Annotated in this window: 16 protein-coding genes; 9 read left to right on the top strand and 7 right to left on the bottom strand. The window is 70.5% G+C overall.

Going from position 1 to position 18,817, the window contains the following annotated elements:
* The first annotated feature begins 1 nt into the window (after position 1).
* The 3 genes from ACX1D0_RS01555 to ACX1D0_RS01545 are packed head-to-tail and all read left to right on the top strand — an operon-like array spanning position 2 to position 2,262.
* Positions 2-595 (top strand): Maf family protein, encoded by a 594-nt coding sequence (locus ACX1D0_RS01555; RefSeq protein ID WP_459019159.1) that lies wholly within the window; start codon positions 2-4, stop codon positions 593-595.
* 23 nt (positions 596-618) lie between these two features.
* On the top strand, positions 619-1,032 hold the full coding sequence (locus ACX1D0_RS01550) for a hypothetical protein (RefSeq protein WP_459019158.1): 414 nt from the start codon (positions 619-621) through the stop codon (positions 1,030-1,032).
* Positions 1,033-1,041: 9 nt separating this feature from the next.
* On the top strand, positions 1,042-2,262 hold the full coding sequence (locus ACX1D0_RS01545; protein WP_459019157.1) for a mechanosensitive ion channel family protein: 1,221 nt from the start codon (positions 1,042-1,044) through the stop codon (positions 2,260-2,262).
* Here ACX1D0_RS01545 and ACX1D0_RS01540 read toward each other — a convergent pair.
* Positions 2,259-2,729, bottom strand: a complete 471-nt coding sequence (locus ACX1D0_RS01540; protein ID WP_459019156.1) for an NUDIX hydrolase — start codon at positions 2,727-2,729, stop codon at positions 2,259-2,261. The genes ACX1D0_RS01545 and ACX1D0_RS01540 overlap by 4 nt on opposite strands.
* A gap of 89 nt (positions 2,730-2,818) precedes the next feature.
* Here ACX1D0_RS01540 and ACX1D0_RS01535 point away from each other — a divergent pair, with 89 nt between their 5' ends.
* Positions 2,819-4,594, top strand: coding sequence for an acetyl-CoA carboxylase biotin carboxylase subunit (locus ACX1D0_RS01535; protein ID WP_459019155.1), 1,776 nt, complete (start codon positions 2,819-2,821; stop codon positions 4,592-4,594).
* Positions 4,595-4,699: 105 nt separating this feature from the next.
* Here ACX1D0_RS01535 and ACX1D0_RS01530 read toward each other — a convergent pair whose 3' ends face one another.
* Positions 4,700-6,103, bottom strand: coding sequence for an NAD(P)H-quinone dehydrogenase (locus tag ACX1D0_RS01530; RefSeq protein ID WP_459019154.1), 1,404 nt, complete (start codon positions 6,101-6,103; stop codon positions 4,700-4,702).
* Between the two features lie 45 nt (positions 6,104-6,148).
* Here ACX1D0_RS01530 and ACX1D0_RS01525 point away from each other — a divergent pair, with 45 nt between their 5' ends.
* Genes ACX1D0_RS01525 through ACX1D0_RS01515 form a run of 3 tightly spaced genes read left to right on the top strand, consistent with a single transcriptional unit; the run spans position 6,149 to position 10,445 of the window.
* A complete protein-coding gene (locus tag ACX1D0_RS01525; protein ID WP_459019153.1) occupies positions 6,149-6,958 on the top strand; it encodes a purine-nucleoside phosphorylase in 810 nt (269 codons plus the stop codon).
* On the top strand, positions 6,958-8,634 hold the full coding sequence (locus tag ACX1D0_RS01520; RefSeq protein WP_459019152.1) for a phospho-sugar mutase: 1,677 nt from the start codon (positions 6,958-6,960) through the stop codon (positions 8,632-8,634). The genes ACX1D0_RS01525 and ACX1D0_RS01520 overlap by 1 nt, the downstream gene beginning before the upstream one ends.
* Complete coding sequence (locus tag ACX1D0_RS01515) at positions 8,631-10,445, top strand: DUF2207 domain-containing protein (RefSeq protein WP_459019151.1); 1,815 nt, start codon at positions 8,631-8,633, stop codon at positions 10,443-10,445. The genes ACX1D0_RS01520 and ACX1D0_RS01515 overlap by 4 nt, the downstream gene beginning before the upstream one ends.
* A 3-nt stretch (positions 10,446-10,448) precedes the next feature.
* Here ACX1D0_RS01515 and metG read toward each other — a convergent pair whose 3' ends face one another.
* Together metG and ACX1D0_RS01505 are read right to left on the bottom strand one after the other, a co-directional pair.
* On the bottom strand, positions 10,449-12,233 hold the full coding sequence (metG, locus tag ACX1D0_RS01510) for a methionine--tRNA ligase (RefSeq protein ID WP_459019150.1): 1,785 nt from the start codon (positions 12,231-12,233) through the stop codon (positions 10,449-10,451).
* Positions 12,234-12,243: 10 nt separating this feature from the next.
* A complete protein-coding gene (locus ACX1D0_RS01505; RefSeq protein ID WP_459019149.1) occupies positions 12,244-13,116 on the bottom strand; it encodes a ribonuclease H family protein in 873 nt (290 codons plus the stop codon).
* Between the two features lie 113 nt (positions 13,117-13,229).
* Between ACX1D0_RS01505 and ACX1D0_RS01500 the strand changes: the two genes are divergently transcribed.
* The gene (locus tag ACX1D0_RS01500; protein WP_459019148.1) at positions 13,230-15,962 is read left to right on the top strand and encodes an exo-alpha-sialidase; all 2,733 of its coding nucleotides are present in this window, start codon (positions 13,230-13,232) and stop codon (positions 15,960-15,962) included.
* A 36-nt stretch (positions 15,963-15,998) separates the two neighbouring features.
* Positions 15,999-16,547 carry a DinB family protein gene (locus tag ACX1D0_RS01495; RefSeq protein ID WP_459019147.1) on the top strand — a complete coding sequence of 183 codons (549 nt, stop codon included), beginning with the start codon at positions 15,999-16,001 and terminating at the stop codon, positions 16,545-16,547.
* Positions 16,548-16,549: 2 nt separating this feature from the next.
* Here ACX1D0_RS01495 and ACX1D0_RS01490 read toward each other — a convergent pair whose 3' ends face one another.
* From ACX1D0_RS01490 to ACX1D0_RS01480, 3 genes are read right to left on the bottom strand one after another with little or no spacing between them, the layout of a single operon-like run.
* Positions 16,550-17,170, bottom strand: coding sequence for a response regulator (locus ACX1D0_RS01490; protein ID WP_459019146.1), 621 nt, complete (start codon positions 17,168-17,170; stop codon positions 16,550-16,552).
* A complete protein-coding gene (locus tag ACX1D0_RS01485) occupies positions 17,167-18,333 on the bottom strand; it encodes a sensor histidine kinase (protein ID WP_459019145.1) in 1,167 nt (388 codons plus the stop codon). The genes ACX1D0_RS01490 and ACX1D0_RS01485 overlap by 4 nt, the downstream gene beginning before the upstream one ends.
* Entirely contained in the window at positions 18,330-18,764 is a 435-nt protein-coding gene (locus tag ACX1D0_RS01480; RefSeq protein WP_459019144.1) for a DUF2871 domain-containing protein, read from the bottom strand. Before ACX1D0_RS01480 ends, ACX1D0_RS01485 begins: the two co-directional genes overlap by 4 nt.
* Positions 18,765-18,817 lie beyond the last annotated feature (53 nt).

Genomic DNA, 18,817 nt, shown 5'->3' with positions numbered 1-18,817 from the left:
CATGCGGCTGATCCTCGCCTCGAAGTCGCCGGCTCGGCTCACGGTCCTGCGCCGCGCCGGCCTCGAACCTGAGGTGATCGTCTCCGGATTCGACGAGCGGCAGATCGCCGACCCCGTCCCCGCCGCCCTGGCCGGCCGGTTGGCCGAGTGCAAGGGCACTGCGGTTCTGCCGCACCTGGAGGGCGACTTCGTGCTGCTCGCCTGCGACTCGGTGCTCGAGTTCGAGGGCCGCTCCCACGGCAAGCCACGCTCGGAGGAGGCCGCCGTCGAACGCTGGCAGCGGATGCGCGGCCGGGAGGGCCTGCTGCACACCGGCCACTTCGTCGCGGTGCGGCGCGGCGCCGAGGACATCCGCTACACGCGGGTGGGATCGACCCTGGTGCGGTTCGCGGACCTTCCCGACGACGAGATCAGGGCCTACGCCGCCACCGGGGAGCCCCAGCGCGTGGCCGGCGGCTTCACCATCGACGGCCGCGGTGGCGCGTACGTCACGTCGATCGAGGGGGATCCCTACAACGTGGTGGGCGTCTCGCTGCCCATGTTCCGCCAGATGGTGATCGACGCCGGGGTGCCCTGGCAGTCCCTGTGGCGTTGAGCCCTGCGGGTACAGTGGCGGGCGTGAACCGGATCGCTCTCGCCCTGGCGTGCGCGCTCGCTCTCACCGGCTGCACCGCGTCCCAGGCCACCACCCCCGCGCCCTCGGCCACTGCCGTCGCGGTGGCGTCGGCGCCGCCCGACGGCGTGCTCCTGTCGGATCTCGGCTTCACCAACGCTCCCCCCGGGTTCTCCCTCCCCGCCGGTGCCGCCGTCGAGCAGCGGATCGACAGCCCCAACAACGTGACCGTCATGCTCACCTCGCCGGGCGCGCCGGAGATCATCGCCTACCTGCGCCGCGAGCTGCCCGCCATGGGCTTCACCGTGACCGCGGACGCCAACGGATCGCTGCTGTTCGAATCGGCCGGCCACGACGGCGCCTTCACCGCCACTGGTGACCTGGCCGCGCTCAGCCTCCGCACAGACCGCGCCTCGTAGGCTGACCCCATGGAACTGCTGACACTCGCCGCGTACGCCGCGGCCGGGTTCACCGCGGGCGCGGTGCTGTCGATCATCATCTCGGTGGCGATGCGCTTCGTCGTGCGTCGCAGGACGGGGCTCGGGTTCGTGTCGCGGCGCCTCAAGGTGCCCCAGCGTCTCTTCCTCACGCTGCTCGGCGCCGGGATCGGCGTGGGGCTGGCCACCGCGACGACGCCCACGCACGCCGCCCCCGAGTGGCGCCCGGTCTTCATGCAGGGGTTCCTCATCGTCATGATCCTCGCCGGGGCCTATCTGGCCACGGGTGCGATGAAGGCCGTGGAGGACGCGATCGTCGCCCGGGCACGCGCGGACGAGGGGACCCCCCACTTCCGGCGGGTCCGCACGCAGATGCAGGTGATCACCCAGGTGCTCATCGCGGTGCTGTGGATCTGCGCCGTCGCCTGGGCCCTGTTCACCTTCCCGCAGTTCCGCGCCATCGGGGCCTCCCTCTTCGCCTCCGCGGGCCTGCTCTCCATCGTCGCGGGGCTCGCGGCGCAGTCGTCGCTGTCCAATGTGTTCGCCGGCATGCAGATCGCCTTCAGCGATGCGCTGCGCGTGGGGGACCTGGTGGTGTTCGACACGCAGATGGGCACCGTCGAGGAGATCACCCTCACCTACGTGGTGGTGCGCACCTGGGATGACAGGCGGTGGATCGTACCCAGCACGGCCTTCACGACGAAGGCGTTCGAGAACTGGACGCGCGGCGAGGCGCAGATGCTGGGCACCGTGGAGCTGGACCTCGACTGGCTGGTGCCGGTGGAGGCGATGCGCGTGGAACTCACCCGCATCGTGCAGGCCAGCGCCCTCTGGGACGGCCGCAGCGTCAACCTGCAGGTCACCGACGCCGTCGGGGGGCCGGTGCGCATCCGCGCCGTCGTCTCGGCATCCTCGTCCGGCGAGCTGTGGGATCTGCGCTGCCACGTGCGCGAAGAGCTCATCGGCTGGGTGCAGCGGCACGCCGTCTACGCGCTGCCGCGCACCCGGCTGGAGCCCGAGACCACGACGGCGCCGTCGATCGAGGAGAGGGAGGAATACGTCGAGCAGGTGCTCACCGAGTGGGAGCAGGAGAAGGCGCTCGAGGAGTCGGCGAAGGAGACCGTCGTCATGCCTCCGATCACGCAGGACTCCCCCAAGCCCATGCCGCGGTCCTGGTTCCAGGCGTTGCGGGACCAGCGAGGCGTGGACTAGAGAGTCAGCGCCACGTCGCGGGGGTCATCCAGGGCGAGGCGCACCATGGACTCGAGACGCGGTTGTCGCGGCTCGGGAAGCGCGCCGACCGGGAACCAGGCCACCTCCGTGGACTCGTCGTCGGCCACCCGCGCCTCGCCGCCGATCCACCGGGCCCGGAAGCCGTGGTCCAGGTACTGGCAGCGGTCGCCATTGCTGTAGGTCAGCGGCTCGTTGACCACCAGCCACAGCATCCGCTCCACCTCGATGCGCACACCGGCCTCCTCCAGCGCCTCCCGGGCGGCCGTCTCGGCCGGGTTCTCGCCGGGATCGACGATGCCGCTGATGAGGGCCCACTCACCGGTGTCGGCCCGTCGAACCAGCAGAACCTCGCCGTCGCGCAGCACCGCGACGTTGGCGCCCATGAGCCAGAGCTGGGCGGTGCCGATGTGGCGGCGGAGATGGGCGATGAAGGGCGGAACCGGCATGGGCCCAGTGTCACAGGCTGTGGACGCGGCGTCCATGCACCTGCCGCGCGGATACACTCGCGTCAAAGCCGAATACAGGAGGGTCCAGAGTGGGCAACGTCGCCATCTCGAAGGTTCTGATCGCCAATCGTGGGGAGATCGCCGTCCGTGTCATCCGAGCCGCCCGGGACGCGGGCATAGCGTCGGTTGCGGTGTACGCGGATTCCGATTCAGAGTCCCTGTTCGTCAAGCTGGCCGACGAGGCGTTCGCCCTCAACGGTGCCACCCCAGCGGACACCTACCTCAACATCCCCAAGCTCCTGGATGTGGCTCAGCGCTCCGGCGCGGACGCCGTGCATCCCGGATACGGCTTTCTCGCCGAGAACGCAGGCTTCGCCCAGGCGATCATCGACGCCGGCCTGATCTGGATCGGCCCGCCGCCCGCCGCCATCGATTCGCTCGGGGACAAGGTCAAGGCACGCCACATCGCCCACAAGGTGGGGGCGCCGCTGGTGCCGGGTACCGCCGACCCGGTGGCCAACGCCGACGAGGTGCTCACCTTCGCCCGCGAGCACGGCCTCCCCATCGCCATCAAAGCCGCCTTCGGCGGCGGCGGTCGCGGCCTCAAGGTGGCCCGCACCATGGAGGAGGTGCCGGAGCTGTTCGAGTCCGCCACCCGCGAGGCGGTCACGGCGTTCGGTCGTGGGGAGTGCTTCGTCGAGCGCTACCTGGACAAGCCCCGGCACGTGGAGACCCAGTGCCTGGCGGACAGCCACGGCAACGTCGTCGTCGTGTCGACGCGCGACTGCTCCCTGCAGCGCCGACACCAGAAGCTCGTGGAGGAGGCCCCCGCGCCGTTCCTCACCGAGGACCAGGTGACCCGGCTGTACGAGTCGAGCAAGGCCATCCTCAAGGAGGCGGGGTACGTCGGGGCCGGCACCTGCGAGTTCCTCGTCGGCCTCGACGGCACCATCTCGTTCCTCGAGGTCAACACCCGCCTTCAGGTGGAGCATCCGGTCTCCGAGGAGGTCACCCGCATCGACCTGGTGCGCGAGATGTTCCGCATCGCCGCCGGCGAGGAGTTGGGCTACACGGACCCGGAGGTGATCGGGCACTCCATCGAGTTCCGGATCAACGCCGAGGACGCCGGCCGCAACTTCATGCCCGCCCCTGGCACGCTGGTGAAATGGCACGCCCCGTCGGGCCCGGGCGTCCGGGTGGACGAGGGCTACCACGTGGGCATGACCGTCCCCGGGGCGTTCGATTCGCTCGTGGCCAAGGTGATCATCACCGGCGCGGACCGCGATCAGGCCCTGGCCCGCTCGCGTCGCGCCCTGGCCGAGTTGAAGATCGAGGGCATGCCCACCGTCGTCCCGTTCCATCAGGCCGTGCTGAACGAGCCCGCCTACACCGCGCCGGACGGCGTGTTCGCGGTGCACACACGCTGGATCGAGACGGAGTTCACAGGCGAGATCGCCGCCTACACCGGTGTGCTGGGCGAGGCCGAGGACCTGCCGGAGCCGGAGGTCGTGACGGTCGAGGTCAACGGCAAGCGCGTGGAGGTCAAGCTGCCAGGCGGCTTCGGAGCCCGTCCGGCGGCGTCCAAGGCCGTGAAGAAGCCCGCCAAGCGCGATCGTGGGGGCAGCAGGGTGTCGGCCCCGTCGGGGAACGCACTGGTCACGCCCATGCAGGGCACCATCGTCAAGGTGTCGGTGCAGGAGGGTCAGCAGGTGGGCGAGGGCGAGACCATCGCCGTCATCGAGGCCATGAAGATGGAGCAGCCGCTCAACGCGCACCGTGACGGCGTCATCGTCGGACTGAAGCTGGAGGCCGGGCAGGCCGTGAGCGCGGGTGAGGTGCTCTGCGAGATCGTCGACGCGGAGTGAGGTCGCCTTGGGGCCGGGGCTATTTGATCGCGCACGCCTCGTGTCGCGCGTCCAGACCGGCCACGACCCCGGCGGCTTCTCCCTGCTGATGGGCCTGTTCGACGACTAGTTCGTGAGGAGCGCGCCGTCGCGGCTGTGCAGGCGGCGTGCGGCCTCCGCGATGGACCCGGACATCGACGGGTAGACCGTGAAGGCCTGGCTGAAGTCCTCCACGGTCACCTTCTGCGCCACCGCGATCGACACCGCGTGGATCAGCTCCGACGCGCGGGGGGCCACCACGACGCCGCCGATGATGATGCCCGTCGTGGGCAGGCAGAACAGCTTGACGAAACCGTCGGTGAAGCCCTGCATCTTGGAGCGCGCGTTGGAGGCGAGCGGCAGCAGCACCGACGCGACCCGCACCTCGCCGGAGTCCGCCTGCTCCTGGGTGATGCCCACCGTGGCGATCTCCGGGGTGGTGAACACGTTCGACGACACGCGCCGAAGGTCCAGCGGCGTCACCGCGTCGCCCAGTGCGTGCCACATGGCGATGCGGCCCTGCATCGCGGCCACGGAGGCCAGCGCGAACACACCGGTCACATCACCGGCCGCGTAGATGTTGCGCACGCTGGTGCGCGAGACCCGATCCACCGAGATGTGGCCCGACGGCGTCATCGCGACGCCCGCCTCCTCCAGCCCGAGCCCGGCGGAGTTCGGGATGGCCCCCACCGCCATCAGGCAGTGGGAACCGCGCACCTCCCGGCCGTCCTCGAGCGATACCACCACGTCGTCACCGTCGCGCCGGGCCGCGTAGGCGCGACACTCGCTCATGATCTCCATGCCGCGGCGCTCGAACGCGCGTTGCAGCACTGCAGCCGCGTCCTGGTCCTGCCCGGGCAGCACCTGCCTGCGGGAGGACACCAGGACCACGTCGCAGCCGAGGCCGTCATAGGCGGAGGCGAACTCGGCCCCCGTGACGCCGGAACCCACGACGATGAGCCGCTCCGGCACCTCGGTGAGGTTGTAGACCTGCTTCCAGTTGAGGATCCGCTCCCCGTCGCACTGCGCATCCGGCAGCTCCCGGGGGGTGGTGCCGGTGGCCATGAGCACGACGTCGGCGTCGAAGACCTGCTCCCCGGACTCGGTGGAGGCGACGACGCGGGTGGGCCCGTCCAGGCGCGCGGTGCCGCTGACGAGATGGACCCCGTCCTGCCGCAGGCGCTGCGCGATGTCGGCCGACTGGGCCCGGGCGAGCTTCAACACGCGCTCGTTGACCTCACCCAGGTCCACCCGGACGATGTCCTTGACGTCGGGGGCGGCGATGTGGAGCCCCAGCTGCCGGGCGCTCTCGATGCGCACCATGATCTCGGCGGTGGCGATGAGGGTCTTCGAGGGCACGCAGTCGCTGAGGACGGCGGCTCCCCCGAGCCCGTCCCGCTCGATGAGGGTGACCTCCCCGCCGAGCTGATTGCCCACGAGGGCCGCCTCGTAGCCGCCTGGGCCTCCGCCGATGATCACTACCTTGGTCACGGCCCCATCTTCCCATAGCGCCGCTGGCCCGAACGGCGCTCGCCTATGCTGGACCGGGTGAGTGAACCCTTCGACCTGGCGGCCGAGGCCGCAGACTTCCTCCGCTCCCGATTCGACCTGGACCGCATCGACCTGGCACTGGTGCTGGGTTCCGGGTGGTCCTCGGGAGCCGACCAGCTGGGCGAGCCCCTGGGCAGCATCGAGCTTGCCGCGGTCCCCGGCTTCAGCAGGCCCGTGGTCAGCGGCCACGGGGGTCAGCTGCTGTTGTCGCGCACGTCGTCGGGAAAGGTGGCCGCCACGTTCACCGGGCGCACCCACCTCTACGAGGGCCGCGGGGTGGACCCGGTGGTCCACGGCATCCGCACGTCGGCGGCCTGGGGCGCCCCGACGCTGGTGCTCACCAACGGGTGCGGGGGGCTCAACCCCGCCTGGGTGCCGGGCACCGTCGTGCTCATCGCGGACCACATCAACCTCACCGGCGCCACGCCACTGCGCGGTGCGACGTTCATCGACATGACCGAGGCCTACTCCAGGCGCCTGCGGGATCTGGCCCGGCGCGTCGAGCCGGCCCTGCCGGAGGGCGTCTACGTGCAGTTCAGCGGTCCACAGTACGAGACCCCGGCGGAGGTCCGGATGGCCGGGGTGCTCGGCGGAGATCTCGTGGGCATGTCAACCACGCTGGAGACCATCGCCGCCCGCGAGTCGGGCATGGAGGTGCTGGGGCTGTCCCTGGTCACCAACGCGGCCGCCGGCCTCAGCGGGTCGGCACTCGATCACTCGGAGGTGCTTCAGGCGGGGCGCGACGCGGGCCCCCGGCTCGCCCGCCTGCTCTCAGGCATCGTCGGGGAGCTGTGATGAGCGAGCTGTTGACGATCGCGCAGGCATGGCGCGACGCGGACCCGGACCCTGAGACGGCCGCTGAGCTCGACGAGGTGGTGGTGCGCGCCCAGGCCAACGACGACGCCATCCGCGCCGCCGCTCTCGCGGACCTGGCCGCCGCCTTCGCCGGCCCGCTCGAGTTCGGCACGGCGGGTCTCCGCGGCCCCATCGGCCCCGGGCCCGCCCGGATGAACCGGGTGGTGGTGACGCAGGCCGCCGCCGGCTTCGCAGCGTGGCTCGCCGCCAACGGTCACAGCGGCGGGCGGGTCGTCGTCGGCCACGACGCCCGGCACAAGTCGGAAGAATTCGCGCTGGATACCGCGGAGGTTTTCGCCGGCGCGGGGTTCGAGGTGATGTGGACCGGTGAGCCCATCCCCACGCCGGTGGTCGCTTTCGGCATCCAGCACTTCGGCTGCGTCGCCGGGGTGGTGGTCACCGCCTCCCACAACCCGCCCGCGGACAATGGCTACAAGGTCTACCTCGGCGACGGCTCCCAGATCGTGCCACCGGCGGACGCCGGGATCGCGGCGGAGATCGCTGCCGTCGCAGCAGGAGGGTGGGCCACCCTTCCCCGCTCGGATGCCCGCCGCGACGTGACCGCAGAGCTGCTCGATGCGTACGTGGAACGCGCGGCCGCGCTCTACCCGGCCGGGTCCCCGCGGGACCTGGTGTGGGTGCACACCGCCCTGCACGGCGTCGGGGCCAAGACCATGCGCCGCGTCGCCGAGGCAGCGGGTTTACCCGCCCCCGTCGAGGTGACGCAGCAGTCCGAGCCCAACGCGGACTTCCCCACGGTCGCGTTCCCGAACCCGGAGGAGGAGGGCGCCATCGACCTGGCGCTGGAGCTCGCAGCGTCCGAGGGCGCGGACGTGGTGATCGCCAACGATCCGGATGCGGACCGCTGCGCGGTGGCCGCCGTCGTCGACGGTGGGTGGCGGATGCTCACCGGCGACGAGCTGGGCGCCGTCCTCGGCCACGACGCCATCGCGGGCGGGGTGCCCGGCACGTTCGCCAACTCGGTGGTGTCCTCGACGCTGCTGGCGCGCATGGCGAAGGCGGCCGGCAGAGCCCATGTGACCACCCTGACGGGCTTCAAGTGGATCGGACGCGTGCCGGACCTGGCCTTCGGCTACGAGGAGGCCATCGGCTACTGCGTGGACTCCGGGACGGTGCCGGACAAGGACGGCATCACGGCCGCCGTCACGGTGCTGCGGATCGTCGCGGACCTCAAGGCCGCCGGCCGGACGCTGGCGGACCTGCTGGACGACATCGCGCGCCGGTACGGCCTCACCGCGACGTCGCAGCTGGCCGTGCGGGTGGCGGACCTCTCCCTCATCACCGACGCCATGGCGCGGCTGCGGGCAAACCCGCCCGCGACGTTGCTCGGCTCACCTGTCGCGGTGACCGATCTCGCGGAGGGATCGGAGGCACTGCCCCCCACCGACGCCGTCGAGCTGACCGGTGACCGGGTGCACGTCGTCGCGCGGCCCTCGGGCACCGAGCCCAAGCTGAAGTGCTACCTGGAAGTGCGCCTCGACCCCGAGGAGTCCGCCGACGTCGCGGCTGCGCGCACGGTCGCGGCGGGGCGCCTGGCCGAGCTGCGGAGGGAGATGGCGGCGGCGCTCGGTGTCATGGATACAGTTGACGTATGACGAAGCTGCGCTCCGGTCTTCTCGCACTACTGTTGGCCCTCGGGGCCGCCTGGCTTGGGGTGATGCCGGCGGCGGCCGAGGAATCGGCCCCCATCACCCGCTACGACGTGGATGTGCAGCTCGCCGAGGAGGGGGTGGCGAGCGTCACCATCGATTTCACCATGGACTTCTCCGTCCTGCGGGCGCGCGGGCCGTACATCCTGCTGCCCACGCTGCAGGAGGACGGCGCCAACCCGGACGAGAACTACGTGTTCGACTACTCCGGCATCCAGGTCAGCTCGGACACGGGCGCCAACACCGAGGTGTTCGTCGAGAACTCCAACGACATGCTGAGCCTTCGCGTCGGCAATGAGAACATCTGGAACTCGACTCCGGAGGACTACAGAGTCTCCTACGACGTGACGGGCCTCATCGCCACGGACCACCCGGAGAGCGGGCTGGACGAGTTCAACTGGGACGTCATCGGCCCCGCCTGGCAGTCCCGATTCTCCAACATCACCGTCGACGTGACCGGGCCGGCGGACCTGGCGGACGTCGCGTGCTTCTACGGCCCGAGCGTCACCACACCCTGCGAAGCCGACCAGTCGGGGAACACGGCCACGTTCGCCCTGGACGCGCTGCCCCCCCGGACCTCGATGCAGGTCGTGGCCGGTTTCCCCGCAGGGACCTTCCCAGGTGTGGTGCAGGAGAAGGCGCGCCGCGTCACCGTGGACAACGCGTTCGAGCTCACGCCCGGCACCGGCGCGGTGACCGGCGCCGGCCTCGTCGCCGCCGTGGCGGGGCTCATCGCTGTGCGTCGTCGCCACGCCCGTGATGACGTCTACCTGGGCCTCACACCGGGCCTCACCCCCCTGTCGGGGCAGGAGGAGCGGATCGGGCAGAGCAGTGGAAAGTTCCCGGTCACGGTGCAGTTCCACCCACCCAAGGGGGCGACGCCCGGCGAGATCGGCACGCTGATGGATACGACGGCGGACAACGTCGACGTATCCGCCACCATCGTGGACCTGGCCGTGCGCGGGTACCTGCGGATCCACTCGCAGTCGAAGAGGGACTTCACACTCGAAGCGCTCAACGGCCCTCCCGGCCCGCTGGAGCCGTTCGAGGACAAGCTGCTGCGCGACCTGTTCCAGGGACGCAGCGTGCGCACCTCGAAAGAGCTGAGTAAGGCCAAGTTCGCCCAGGTGCTGCCTGAGGCCCGCAACGGCCTCTACGCCTCCGTCGTGCGCAAGGGCTGGTTCAAGGGCAACCCAACGACGGCGCAGATGGTCCCGATCGTCCTGGGCGCCCTCATGATCGGCGGTGGGCTGCTGGTCACCTTCGTCGCGGCCAGCGTCGGTTGGGGTCTCATCGGCATCCCGCTTGCCGTGTTCGGCCTGGGTCTGATCGTGATGTCGGGCAAGTTCCGCAAGCGAACGGCCACCGGATCCGCCTACCTGGCGCAGGCCAAGGGCTTCGAGCTGTACCTCCGCACGGCCGAGGCGGACACGCTGCAGTTCGAGGAGGGCGAGGACATCTTCAGCAAGTATCTTCCCTACGCCATGGTCTTCGGCGTGGCCGAGCGCTGGTCCAAGCTGTTCGCGGATCTCGGCGCGCAGGGGCTCTATCAGGCCAACACCGGCTGGTACGTGGGCGCGGACCTCATGCACGGCTACTACTTCGCCAGCGCCATGAACAATCTCACCCACTCGATGTCGGACGCCATGCAGGCCGCCCGGATGGACGGCATGAGCCAGTCCACCGGCGGCTCGAGCGGGTTCTCGGGGTTCAGCGGTGGCGGCGGCTTCGGCGGCGGTGGCGGCGGCTCCTGGTGAGGATCAGCCTGCGATCGGCGCCCAGCTCGGCCCGGTGGAGCCGAGCGCCTCGTCCAGCTTGGTGAACAGCGGCGACGGCTTGGCCAGGGGCGTTCCCGCCACGATCGGACGAGACTCCCAGACGGCCTGTTGAGCGCCGTACTCGCCCTGCAGCGTGGGATAGGTGAGATCCTCCTCCGTCACGTCGACGATCTGCGGCTGCGCCGCCCACACCCCCTCGCCGCCGAGCGCCTCGAACACCTTCTGCGCCGAGTGCGGAAGGTAGGGCGTCAGGAGCGTGTTGCAGTCCGAGACCACCTGGAGCGCGACGTGGAGGACGGTGTCGCGGCGGGCCACGTCCTCCTTGAGCTTCCAGGGCTCCTGGTCCGAGAGGTACTTGTTGGCCAGCCCCACGATCCGCATGGCCTCCGTGATGCCGGCCTTGAAGCGGCGAGCGGCGATGTGCTCCCCCACCACCTCGAAGGCGGCAGCCGACCCGCTGAGAAGTGCGTGATCCGCCTCTGTCAGCTCGCCCGCCGCCGGGATGGCCCCGACGTTCTTGTGCGCCATGGACAGTGACCGGTTGACCAGGTTGCCCCACTCGTTGGCCAGTTCGAAGTTGATCCGCCGCACGAACTCGTCCCAGGTGAAGTCCGTGTCCTGGTTCTCCGGGCCCGCCACCGCGATGTAGTACCGCAGCGCATCCGGGCCGAACTCGGCCAGGAAGTCGCCGACGAAGATCGAGGCGCCCCGCGAGCTGGACACCTTCGATCCCTTCATGGTCATGAACTCCGAGCTCACCACCTCCGTGGGTAGCTGCAGCTCCCCCAGAGTGTCGCGGATCGTGCCGCCGTGCACGCCCTGACCGTTGGCGCCCAGCAGGATGCCCGGCCAGATCACGGAGTGGAAGACGATGTTGTCCTTGCCCATGAAGTAGTAGGAGCGTGCCGCGGGTGAGTTCCAGAAGGCGCGCCACGCATCCGGGTCCCCGGTGCGCCTGGCCCACTCCACGGACGCGGAGAGGTAGCCGATGACGGCGTCGAACCACACGTAGATCCGCTTCATGGGCGCGTCGCGCCAGCCGTCGAGCGGCACGGGGACGCCCCAGTCGAGGTCGCGGGTGATGGCCCGCGGCCGGATCTCGGCGAGCAGGTTGTGGGAGAACTTCAGCACGTTGGGGCGCCAGTCCTCACGGCTGTCGATCCACTGACCCAACATCGGCGCCAGGGCGGGCAGGTCCAAGAAGAAGTGCTCCGTCTCGACGAACTGCGGCGTCTCGCCGTTCATCTTCGACTTCGGGTTGATCAGGTCCGCGGGGTCGAGCTGGTTGCCGCACTGGTCGCACTGGTCGCCGCGGGCGTTGTCGTAGCCGCACAACGGGCAGGTGCCCTCGATGAACCGGTCCGGCAGGGTGCGTCCGGTCGACGGCGAGATGGCGCCCATCTGCGTCTTGGCCGTCACGTAGCCGTTGTCGTGCAGAGCGGTGAACAGTTCCTGCACCACCCGGTAGTGGTTGGGGGTCGTGGTGCGGGTGTACAGGTCGTAGGACAGGCCGAGTCCCTGCAGATCCTCGACGATCTGCCGGTGGTACTTGTCGGCCGTCTGTCGCGGGGTGAGACCTTCGGCGTCAGCCTTCACCTGGATGGCGGTGCCGTGCTCGTCCGAACCGGAGACCATGAGCACGTCGTGGCCGGCCATCCGCATGTACCGTGCGAACACATCCGAGGGGACACCGAAGCCCGAGACGTGTCCGATGTGACGGGGGCCGTTGGCGTAGGGCCAGGCGACGGCGGCAAGAACGTGACTCATGCGCGCCATCCTATCGGCGCGGCGACACCCCGCTCGCCTGGGCGAATCGCAGGCGCCAGCCCACCGGGAGCTCCAACCAGAGCGCGGCGTACAGGATGCCGTCTGCCTGCCAGCGGGTCAGCCCGGCCCCTGCGCCCAGGGTGTCGACGCCGAGGAGGTCGAGGCTGTCGCCGGGCGGCCACGGCGCTCGCGCGGACACGGTCCCGTCGACGGTGTGCGCGACGAACTCGTGGTGGAGGGGGGCGGCAGGGGGATCGGCGACGGCGGCGCGGGTGAGTCTGATGAGCGCGGCCTTGGTGCGCGGCGGGGCGGAACCCGGCACTGGCCTGGGCGCACCGGGTGCCTCCGCGTCCAGGGAGAACAGGTCCGGCTCCGGCTCCTTCTGTCCCACGGAGAAGTCACTGCGGCCGGCCGGGCGTGCCGTCGCCGGGAAGCCCGGGCCCGCGTCGACGGGCTCACCTCGCTGGAAGGCGGTGGCCGCGGCCCTGGCCCGAACGTCTGCCGCCTCGTTCATGGCGTGGCCGGCGTGGCCCTTCACCCACTCGAACTGGACCGATCTTCCCTGGAGGGCCAGATCGAGTTCCTTCATGAGCTCGACGTTGAGGACGGGCTTGCCGTCACCCTTCTTCCAGCCCTTGCGCTTCCATCCCGGCAACCACTTCGTCAACGAGTTGATGACGTATTGGGAGTCGCACAGGATTCTCAGCGGCTCATCCAGGTGCGCCGTCGAACGCAGCAGGTCCAGCACCGCCATGAGCTCGCCCATGTTGTTGGTGCCGTGGTCCCAACCGCCGGCCGCCCAGATGTCGTCGCTGACGTACCACGCCCACCCCGCCGGTCCGGGGTTCGACAGGGCGGAGCCATCCGCGGCGGCGACAATCACGCGCCCGAGCCTAGTCGAATCGCTCACGTCCATTGCCCGAACGGTTGTCAGACATCCAATCTCTCAGTGAGATGGGTCGTGGAAACACTGCCGTTGCCACCAGGAGTCCAGATATGTCCTTGTCCAGATCCACTCATCCTCTGCTGCTCGCGCTGGTCGCGGTGCTCGCCCTCGTCGGCATCACGATGCCCACCGCACGCGCTCAGGAGCCCACTCCTGTCACGGACCCGGCCCAGCGCGTCGTCGCGGAGGGCCCCACCGGTCGAGTTCTGCTCGACCTCATCAGCCCGAGGGCCACCTACGCGGCCGGGGACGTCATCTCACTGCAGTACCGCTTCGAGTCGAAGATCGACGCCACCCAGAACGTGGTCGTCACCTCCGAGACCGTCGCCGACGCGTCGCGGTGCAGCTGGCGCAACCTCCCCGGACAGCTGACGGGGAAGTACAACTGCACCGTCGATCCACGGCCCAGCTACACGGTCACGGCCGACGACGCGGCGGCCGGACGCGCCGACATCACGACCGTCTGGACCACCACCGACCCTGCCACCGGTGGCACCACCGGCCGCATCGTCCACACCAAGGCCATCGCGGTCACCGACGCCGATCCGACGCCCGGCGCGTACCTCTCCGTGACGATGAGCCGCACCGACACCCTGGGCGCCCCCGTGTACGAGGGCCAGCTCCTGACCTACAGCTTCACGTACACCAACACCGGCCCGGTCGCCATCACGGCCTTCCCGCGGAGCTCCAGCATCGACGGAGTCGCCGTGAGCCCCGCCGGCGGCGCCTGCCGGTGGGCGGACCTCCGGCCCGGGCAGTCGGCCACGTGCACCTCAGGATGGCACCTGGTCACAGCCGACGATGTGGCCGCCGGCTCCTTCACCCCCACGACCCTCTGGCAGGCGACGGCCGACCGCGCGGGAACGGTCATCCTGCAGGACGGCATCGTCGTCACGGGCGACGCGGTGACGACAGCGCCCGGGGCCCCCGAGTTCCGGGAGGGCGTCGCGACGACCCTGGCAGTGGCCGGATCGTTCGGCTTCACGTGCCACCGGATCCCTGCCCTGACCGAGGCTCCGAACGGATGGCTGCTGGCCTCCTGGGACGGCCGCCCCGGCGGATGCGGGGACGCCCCCCAGGCCAACAGCATCGTGCAGCGCATCTCCACCGACGGTGGCGCCACCTGGGGACCACTGACGGTCATCGCCGGGGGCCGCACGGCCGCGCCGAAGTACGGCTACTCGGACCCGTCCTATGTCGTCGACCGGGAGACCGGCACCATCTTCAACTTCTTCGTCAAGTCCTACGACCAGGGCTGGGGCGGGTCCCGGGCCGGCACGGATCCGGACGACCGTAACGTCCTGCACGCCGCGGTCGTGCGGTCCACGGACAACGGCCTCACCTGGAGCGAGCCGGCGGTCATCACGGCCGACATCACCGACGAACCCGACTGGACGAGCCGTTTCGCCGCGTCCGGCGAAGGCATCCAACTGCGGTACGGGCCGCATTCCGGCCGCCTGATCCAGCAGTACACCGTGCGCGACGGCGGTGTCATGCGAGCGGTGAGCGTCTACTCCGACGACCACGGCCTGACCTGGCGGGCCGGCGTCCCCGTCGGCTCCGGCATGGACGAGAACAAGGTGGTGGAGCTGTCGAACGGGGACGTGATGCTCAACTCGCGGTCCTCGGACTCCACGCTCGCGCGCAAGGTCGCGATCTCTGCCGACGGCGGCGTCACCTACGGCGACATGGCCGTGGACCACACCCTCATCGACCCCCGAAACAACGCCTCGATCATCCGGGCCTTCCCGGACGCACCCGCCGGGTCTGCGAGGTCGCGGATGCTGCTGTTCTCCAACGCCGCCAGCACGGCCGGCCGCGTGAACGGCACCGTGCGGCTGTCCTTCGACGACGGGCAGACGTGGTCGGCGTCGAAGGTGTTCGAACCGGGCGCCATGTCCTATTCCACGCTGACGCCGCTCAGCGCCCCCGGGACCTACGGGCTGTTCTACGAGGGCGCGGGCTACGCCATGCGCTACATGCAGATCTCACTCGACTGGATCGGCGCACTGCCCGTGACGCTCGGCAACGGCGCCGATCCGGTGGTGCACCGCGGCACGACGTCGCTCACCTACACCCTCACCAACGTCGGGGACCGCGACCTCGCCGGGCTCGGCGTCGAGCCGCACCTCCCGACGGGCTGGGAGCTGAAGGCGGTCTCCCCCGCAACCGTGGACCTGCCGGCAGGCGAGTCCGCCGACGTCGAGGTGTCGATGGTGGTACCAGCGACCGCGGACCCGGCGTCGCACCGGATCACGGCGACGGTCACCGACGGTGACCGCACCGCCTCGGGGAGCATCGCGCCGGAGCTCCGGCTGCGGCCCCACGAGAACGCCTCCCAACCGGTGAGCCTCACGCTGCTCGGGGACGTGCAGGCGCAGCAAGGCGAAGAGGCTGGACGGATGCTCGACGGCGACCCGGCCACGCTGTGGCACACCCCGTGGTCCGGCACCGTGTCGCTGCCGCTCGATGTCGACCTGGCGGTCGGCGGCGACCCCGTGGATCTGGCGTCTCTGGCCCTCCTGCCGCGCCAGGCGGGCACCAACGGGCGGATCCGCGGCTACGAGGTCCACGCCGGCTCGGACGTCGACTCGCTGGTCAGGGTGGCCGAGGGTGTCCTTCCGGACTCCGCCGACGTCCAGGTCATCCCGCTGACCGGACGGGCAGGGGTCGTGCGGCTGCGTGTGCTCAGCACCTACGGCAACCCCGCCGACCGCTGGGTGTCCCTGGCCGAGCTGTCCGTGACGCGCGCCGTGCCGGACGACGAGCCGGGCCGCCGCTGAGCCGAGCACTGGGGCGGGATCGGTTAGGCTCGGACGATGAGCGAGTCGCCGATCCCGCCCCAGCCCCCCGTTCCGGACACCAAGGACTGGACCTGGGTCACCGAGCGGCCGTGCCCCGAGTGCGGGTTCGACGCGACGACGGTGACGCCGCAGAACCTGCCGTCCCTGATCCTCGATGCCTCGGCCCGCTTCCAGAAGGCCGTAGATCGACGAGGTGCCGAGGCACGGCCGGAACCCACCACGTGGTCGGTGATCGAGTACGGCCGGCATGTGGCCGACGTGTTCGAGGTGATGACGGCGCGCCTCCACCTCATCCTCGACAGCGACGGCGCGGGCGCTGAGTTCGCGGACTGGGATCAGGACGCGGCCGCCGCGGAGGAGGAGTACTGGCTCTCTGACGCCAACGCCACCCGCATCCTCATAGCCGAGCGCGCCCAGGCCGCCGCCAAGGCGTGGGCCGAGCCCCAGGGGGCGGAGTGGGAGTGGACCGGGCTGCGCAGCAATGGGTCGCGGTTCACCACGCTCTCGCTCGGCAGGTACTTCGCCCACGACCTCGTGCACCACCTGCACGACGTGGGAGCCTGACCTCAGTGCAGCAGGCCATGCCGGCGCGCGGCCGCGACCGCGGCGGTGCGCGACTCGGCCCCCAGCTTCGCGAACGCGTGCACCAGGTGGGTCTTGACCGTTCCCTCTGAGATGAACAGGCCCTTGGCGATCCCCCGGTTCGTCACGCCTTCGGCAACCAACCGGAGCACGTCGAGTTCCCGTGCGCTGAGCGTGGGCACCCCCTGGGCCATGCGGTCCACCACGCGGCCTTCGAGGTCGCTCGAGAGCACGAGCCGTCCCTGCGCCGCATCACCGATGCCCCGGATGATCTCCTCGGGCTCCGCATCCTTGAGCAGGTAGCCCGCGGCACCGGCGAGCACGGCACGCGCGATGTCGGAATCGTTGTCGTAGGTGGTGAGGATGAGCACAGCCGGGCCGCCCTGGCGCGAGCGGAGCGCAGTCGTGACGCCCACGCCGTCGAGGCCGGGGCCGAGCCGCAGATCGCACAGCACCACGTCCGGCGCGGTCTCCACCACCATGGTGAGTGCCTCCTCGCCCGAGGCGGCCGCCCCCACCACATCGATACCCGCGGCGCCCCCCAACAGCGCCTCGAGCCCGGAACGCACCACGGGGTGGTCGTCGACGATCAGGATCCGGATCACAGCGGAAGCCTCAGGGACACGGCGGTACCCCCACCGGGCTCGCTCTCGACGTCGACGCCGCCGCCGAGCCGCGTGAAGCGCTCCCGGAGGGCACGCAGGCCGTAACCGCCGTCCGGTCCCGCGACGACCGGGAGCGCGGGATCGAAACCCACACCGTCATCGACGATGTCCAGGTGCACCTCGTCACCGGCCCGGGCCAGTTCCACGCCGATCCGTCCGGCGCGGGAGTGCGTCCGCACGTTCGCCAACGCCCCCTGGGCCCCGCGCAGGAGCGCCACCTCGACGGGAGTGGCGAGGCGCGGAAGATCCGGATCGACGGTGACCGCCCAGTCCGCACCCAGCGCCTCGGCCACCTCGGCCGTCAGCCGGTTGAGCGGGGCGGCCAGCCCTCCGGCCCCGGGCTCGTCCGGGGCCAGCGCCAACACGACGCGACGGGACTCGGCGAGATTGTCGGCGGCCGTGCTCTCGATCTGCTCGAGGAGCCGCGCCGCCGACGCCGGGTGGGCCTCCCGTTGGGCGGCGCGTGCCAGCAGGATGATGGAGGAGAAGCCCTGCGCCAGGGTGTCGTGGATGTCGTGGGCGAGGCGCTGCCGCTCCGCGAGCACGCCGGCTTCTCGCTGCACGCGGGCGGTCTCGTCCTCCGCACGCAGGACCTCGGCCAGCAGCCGCCGATGCTCCGAGGCCTCGTGCTCGAAGAGGAGCGTGCCACGCGCCAGCCCGAGCGCCACCAGCGCTCCCACCATCGGGCCGCGGACGGCGCCCACGGTCTGGGCGCCGCCCATGCTGAGCACGGTGATGATCACCGCGAGCGTCACGGCCGTGAGGAGCAGCGCCGCGAGGATGGGCAGGACGGCACCGGCGAGCATCCAGAGTGGGAAGACCACCCAGAGGAAGTCCGGCGACAGCCACATCAGCCACACCGTGCCGAGGAAGAGAAGACCCACCCAGACCGCGCGGCCGGTTGGCCCGAGACTCGGATGAAGGGCGAGCCCGACGACGAAGACCACCAGCACCGCCGCGTCGACGACCAGGAGCGGCCATGAGGCTCCGTCAGCCAGCGCGAGGACGGTGGCCACGGCGAGGAGTCCGGCGAAGAGCACGGCCTGGCCCAGCCGGAGCCACCAGGAGGCCGACCACGTCGGCGGGTGTTCGCTCGTCGTCACGCCCCCACGGTAGCGGGGACGGGTGCGGCGACGAGGGCTCGGCGCAGGATGACGAACAGGTAGACGAAGGTGCCCGTGATGACCATGTGGCCGAGGCCGCCGATGCCGGCCCACATCGGCGAGGTGGCGATCGGGATCTCCAGCACCTGCAGGGTCCCCTTGACGACCATGGCCCCGAAGGTGAGCCCCAGTCCGACGTTCCAGAGGAGCGTCGCCAGCATCGTGGGCTTCTCCGGGAGAGAGAACGCCCTGGCCAGCGCGAGGATGACGAGCAGCATGAGCGTGCCCAACGCGAGAGCGTGCGTGTGGGCGGTGGACAGCTGGGTGTCTCCGGTGAAGTCCGTGAACCTGGTCATCTCGCGCCAGTAGAGGCCGGAGCCCATTCCGAGGGCCGTCCAGGCGGCGGCCGAGGTGAAGAGTCGATTCAGCATGGTTCGATCCTGCCTGGAGGGTGCGGTGGTCGTCGCGCGCGGGGCATCCACCG

This window comes from Tessaracoccus pujii, assembly GCF_054483895.1.
This window is presented reverse-complemented; position numbering and strand designations above follow the sequence as displayed.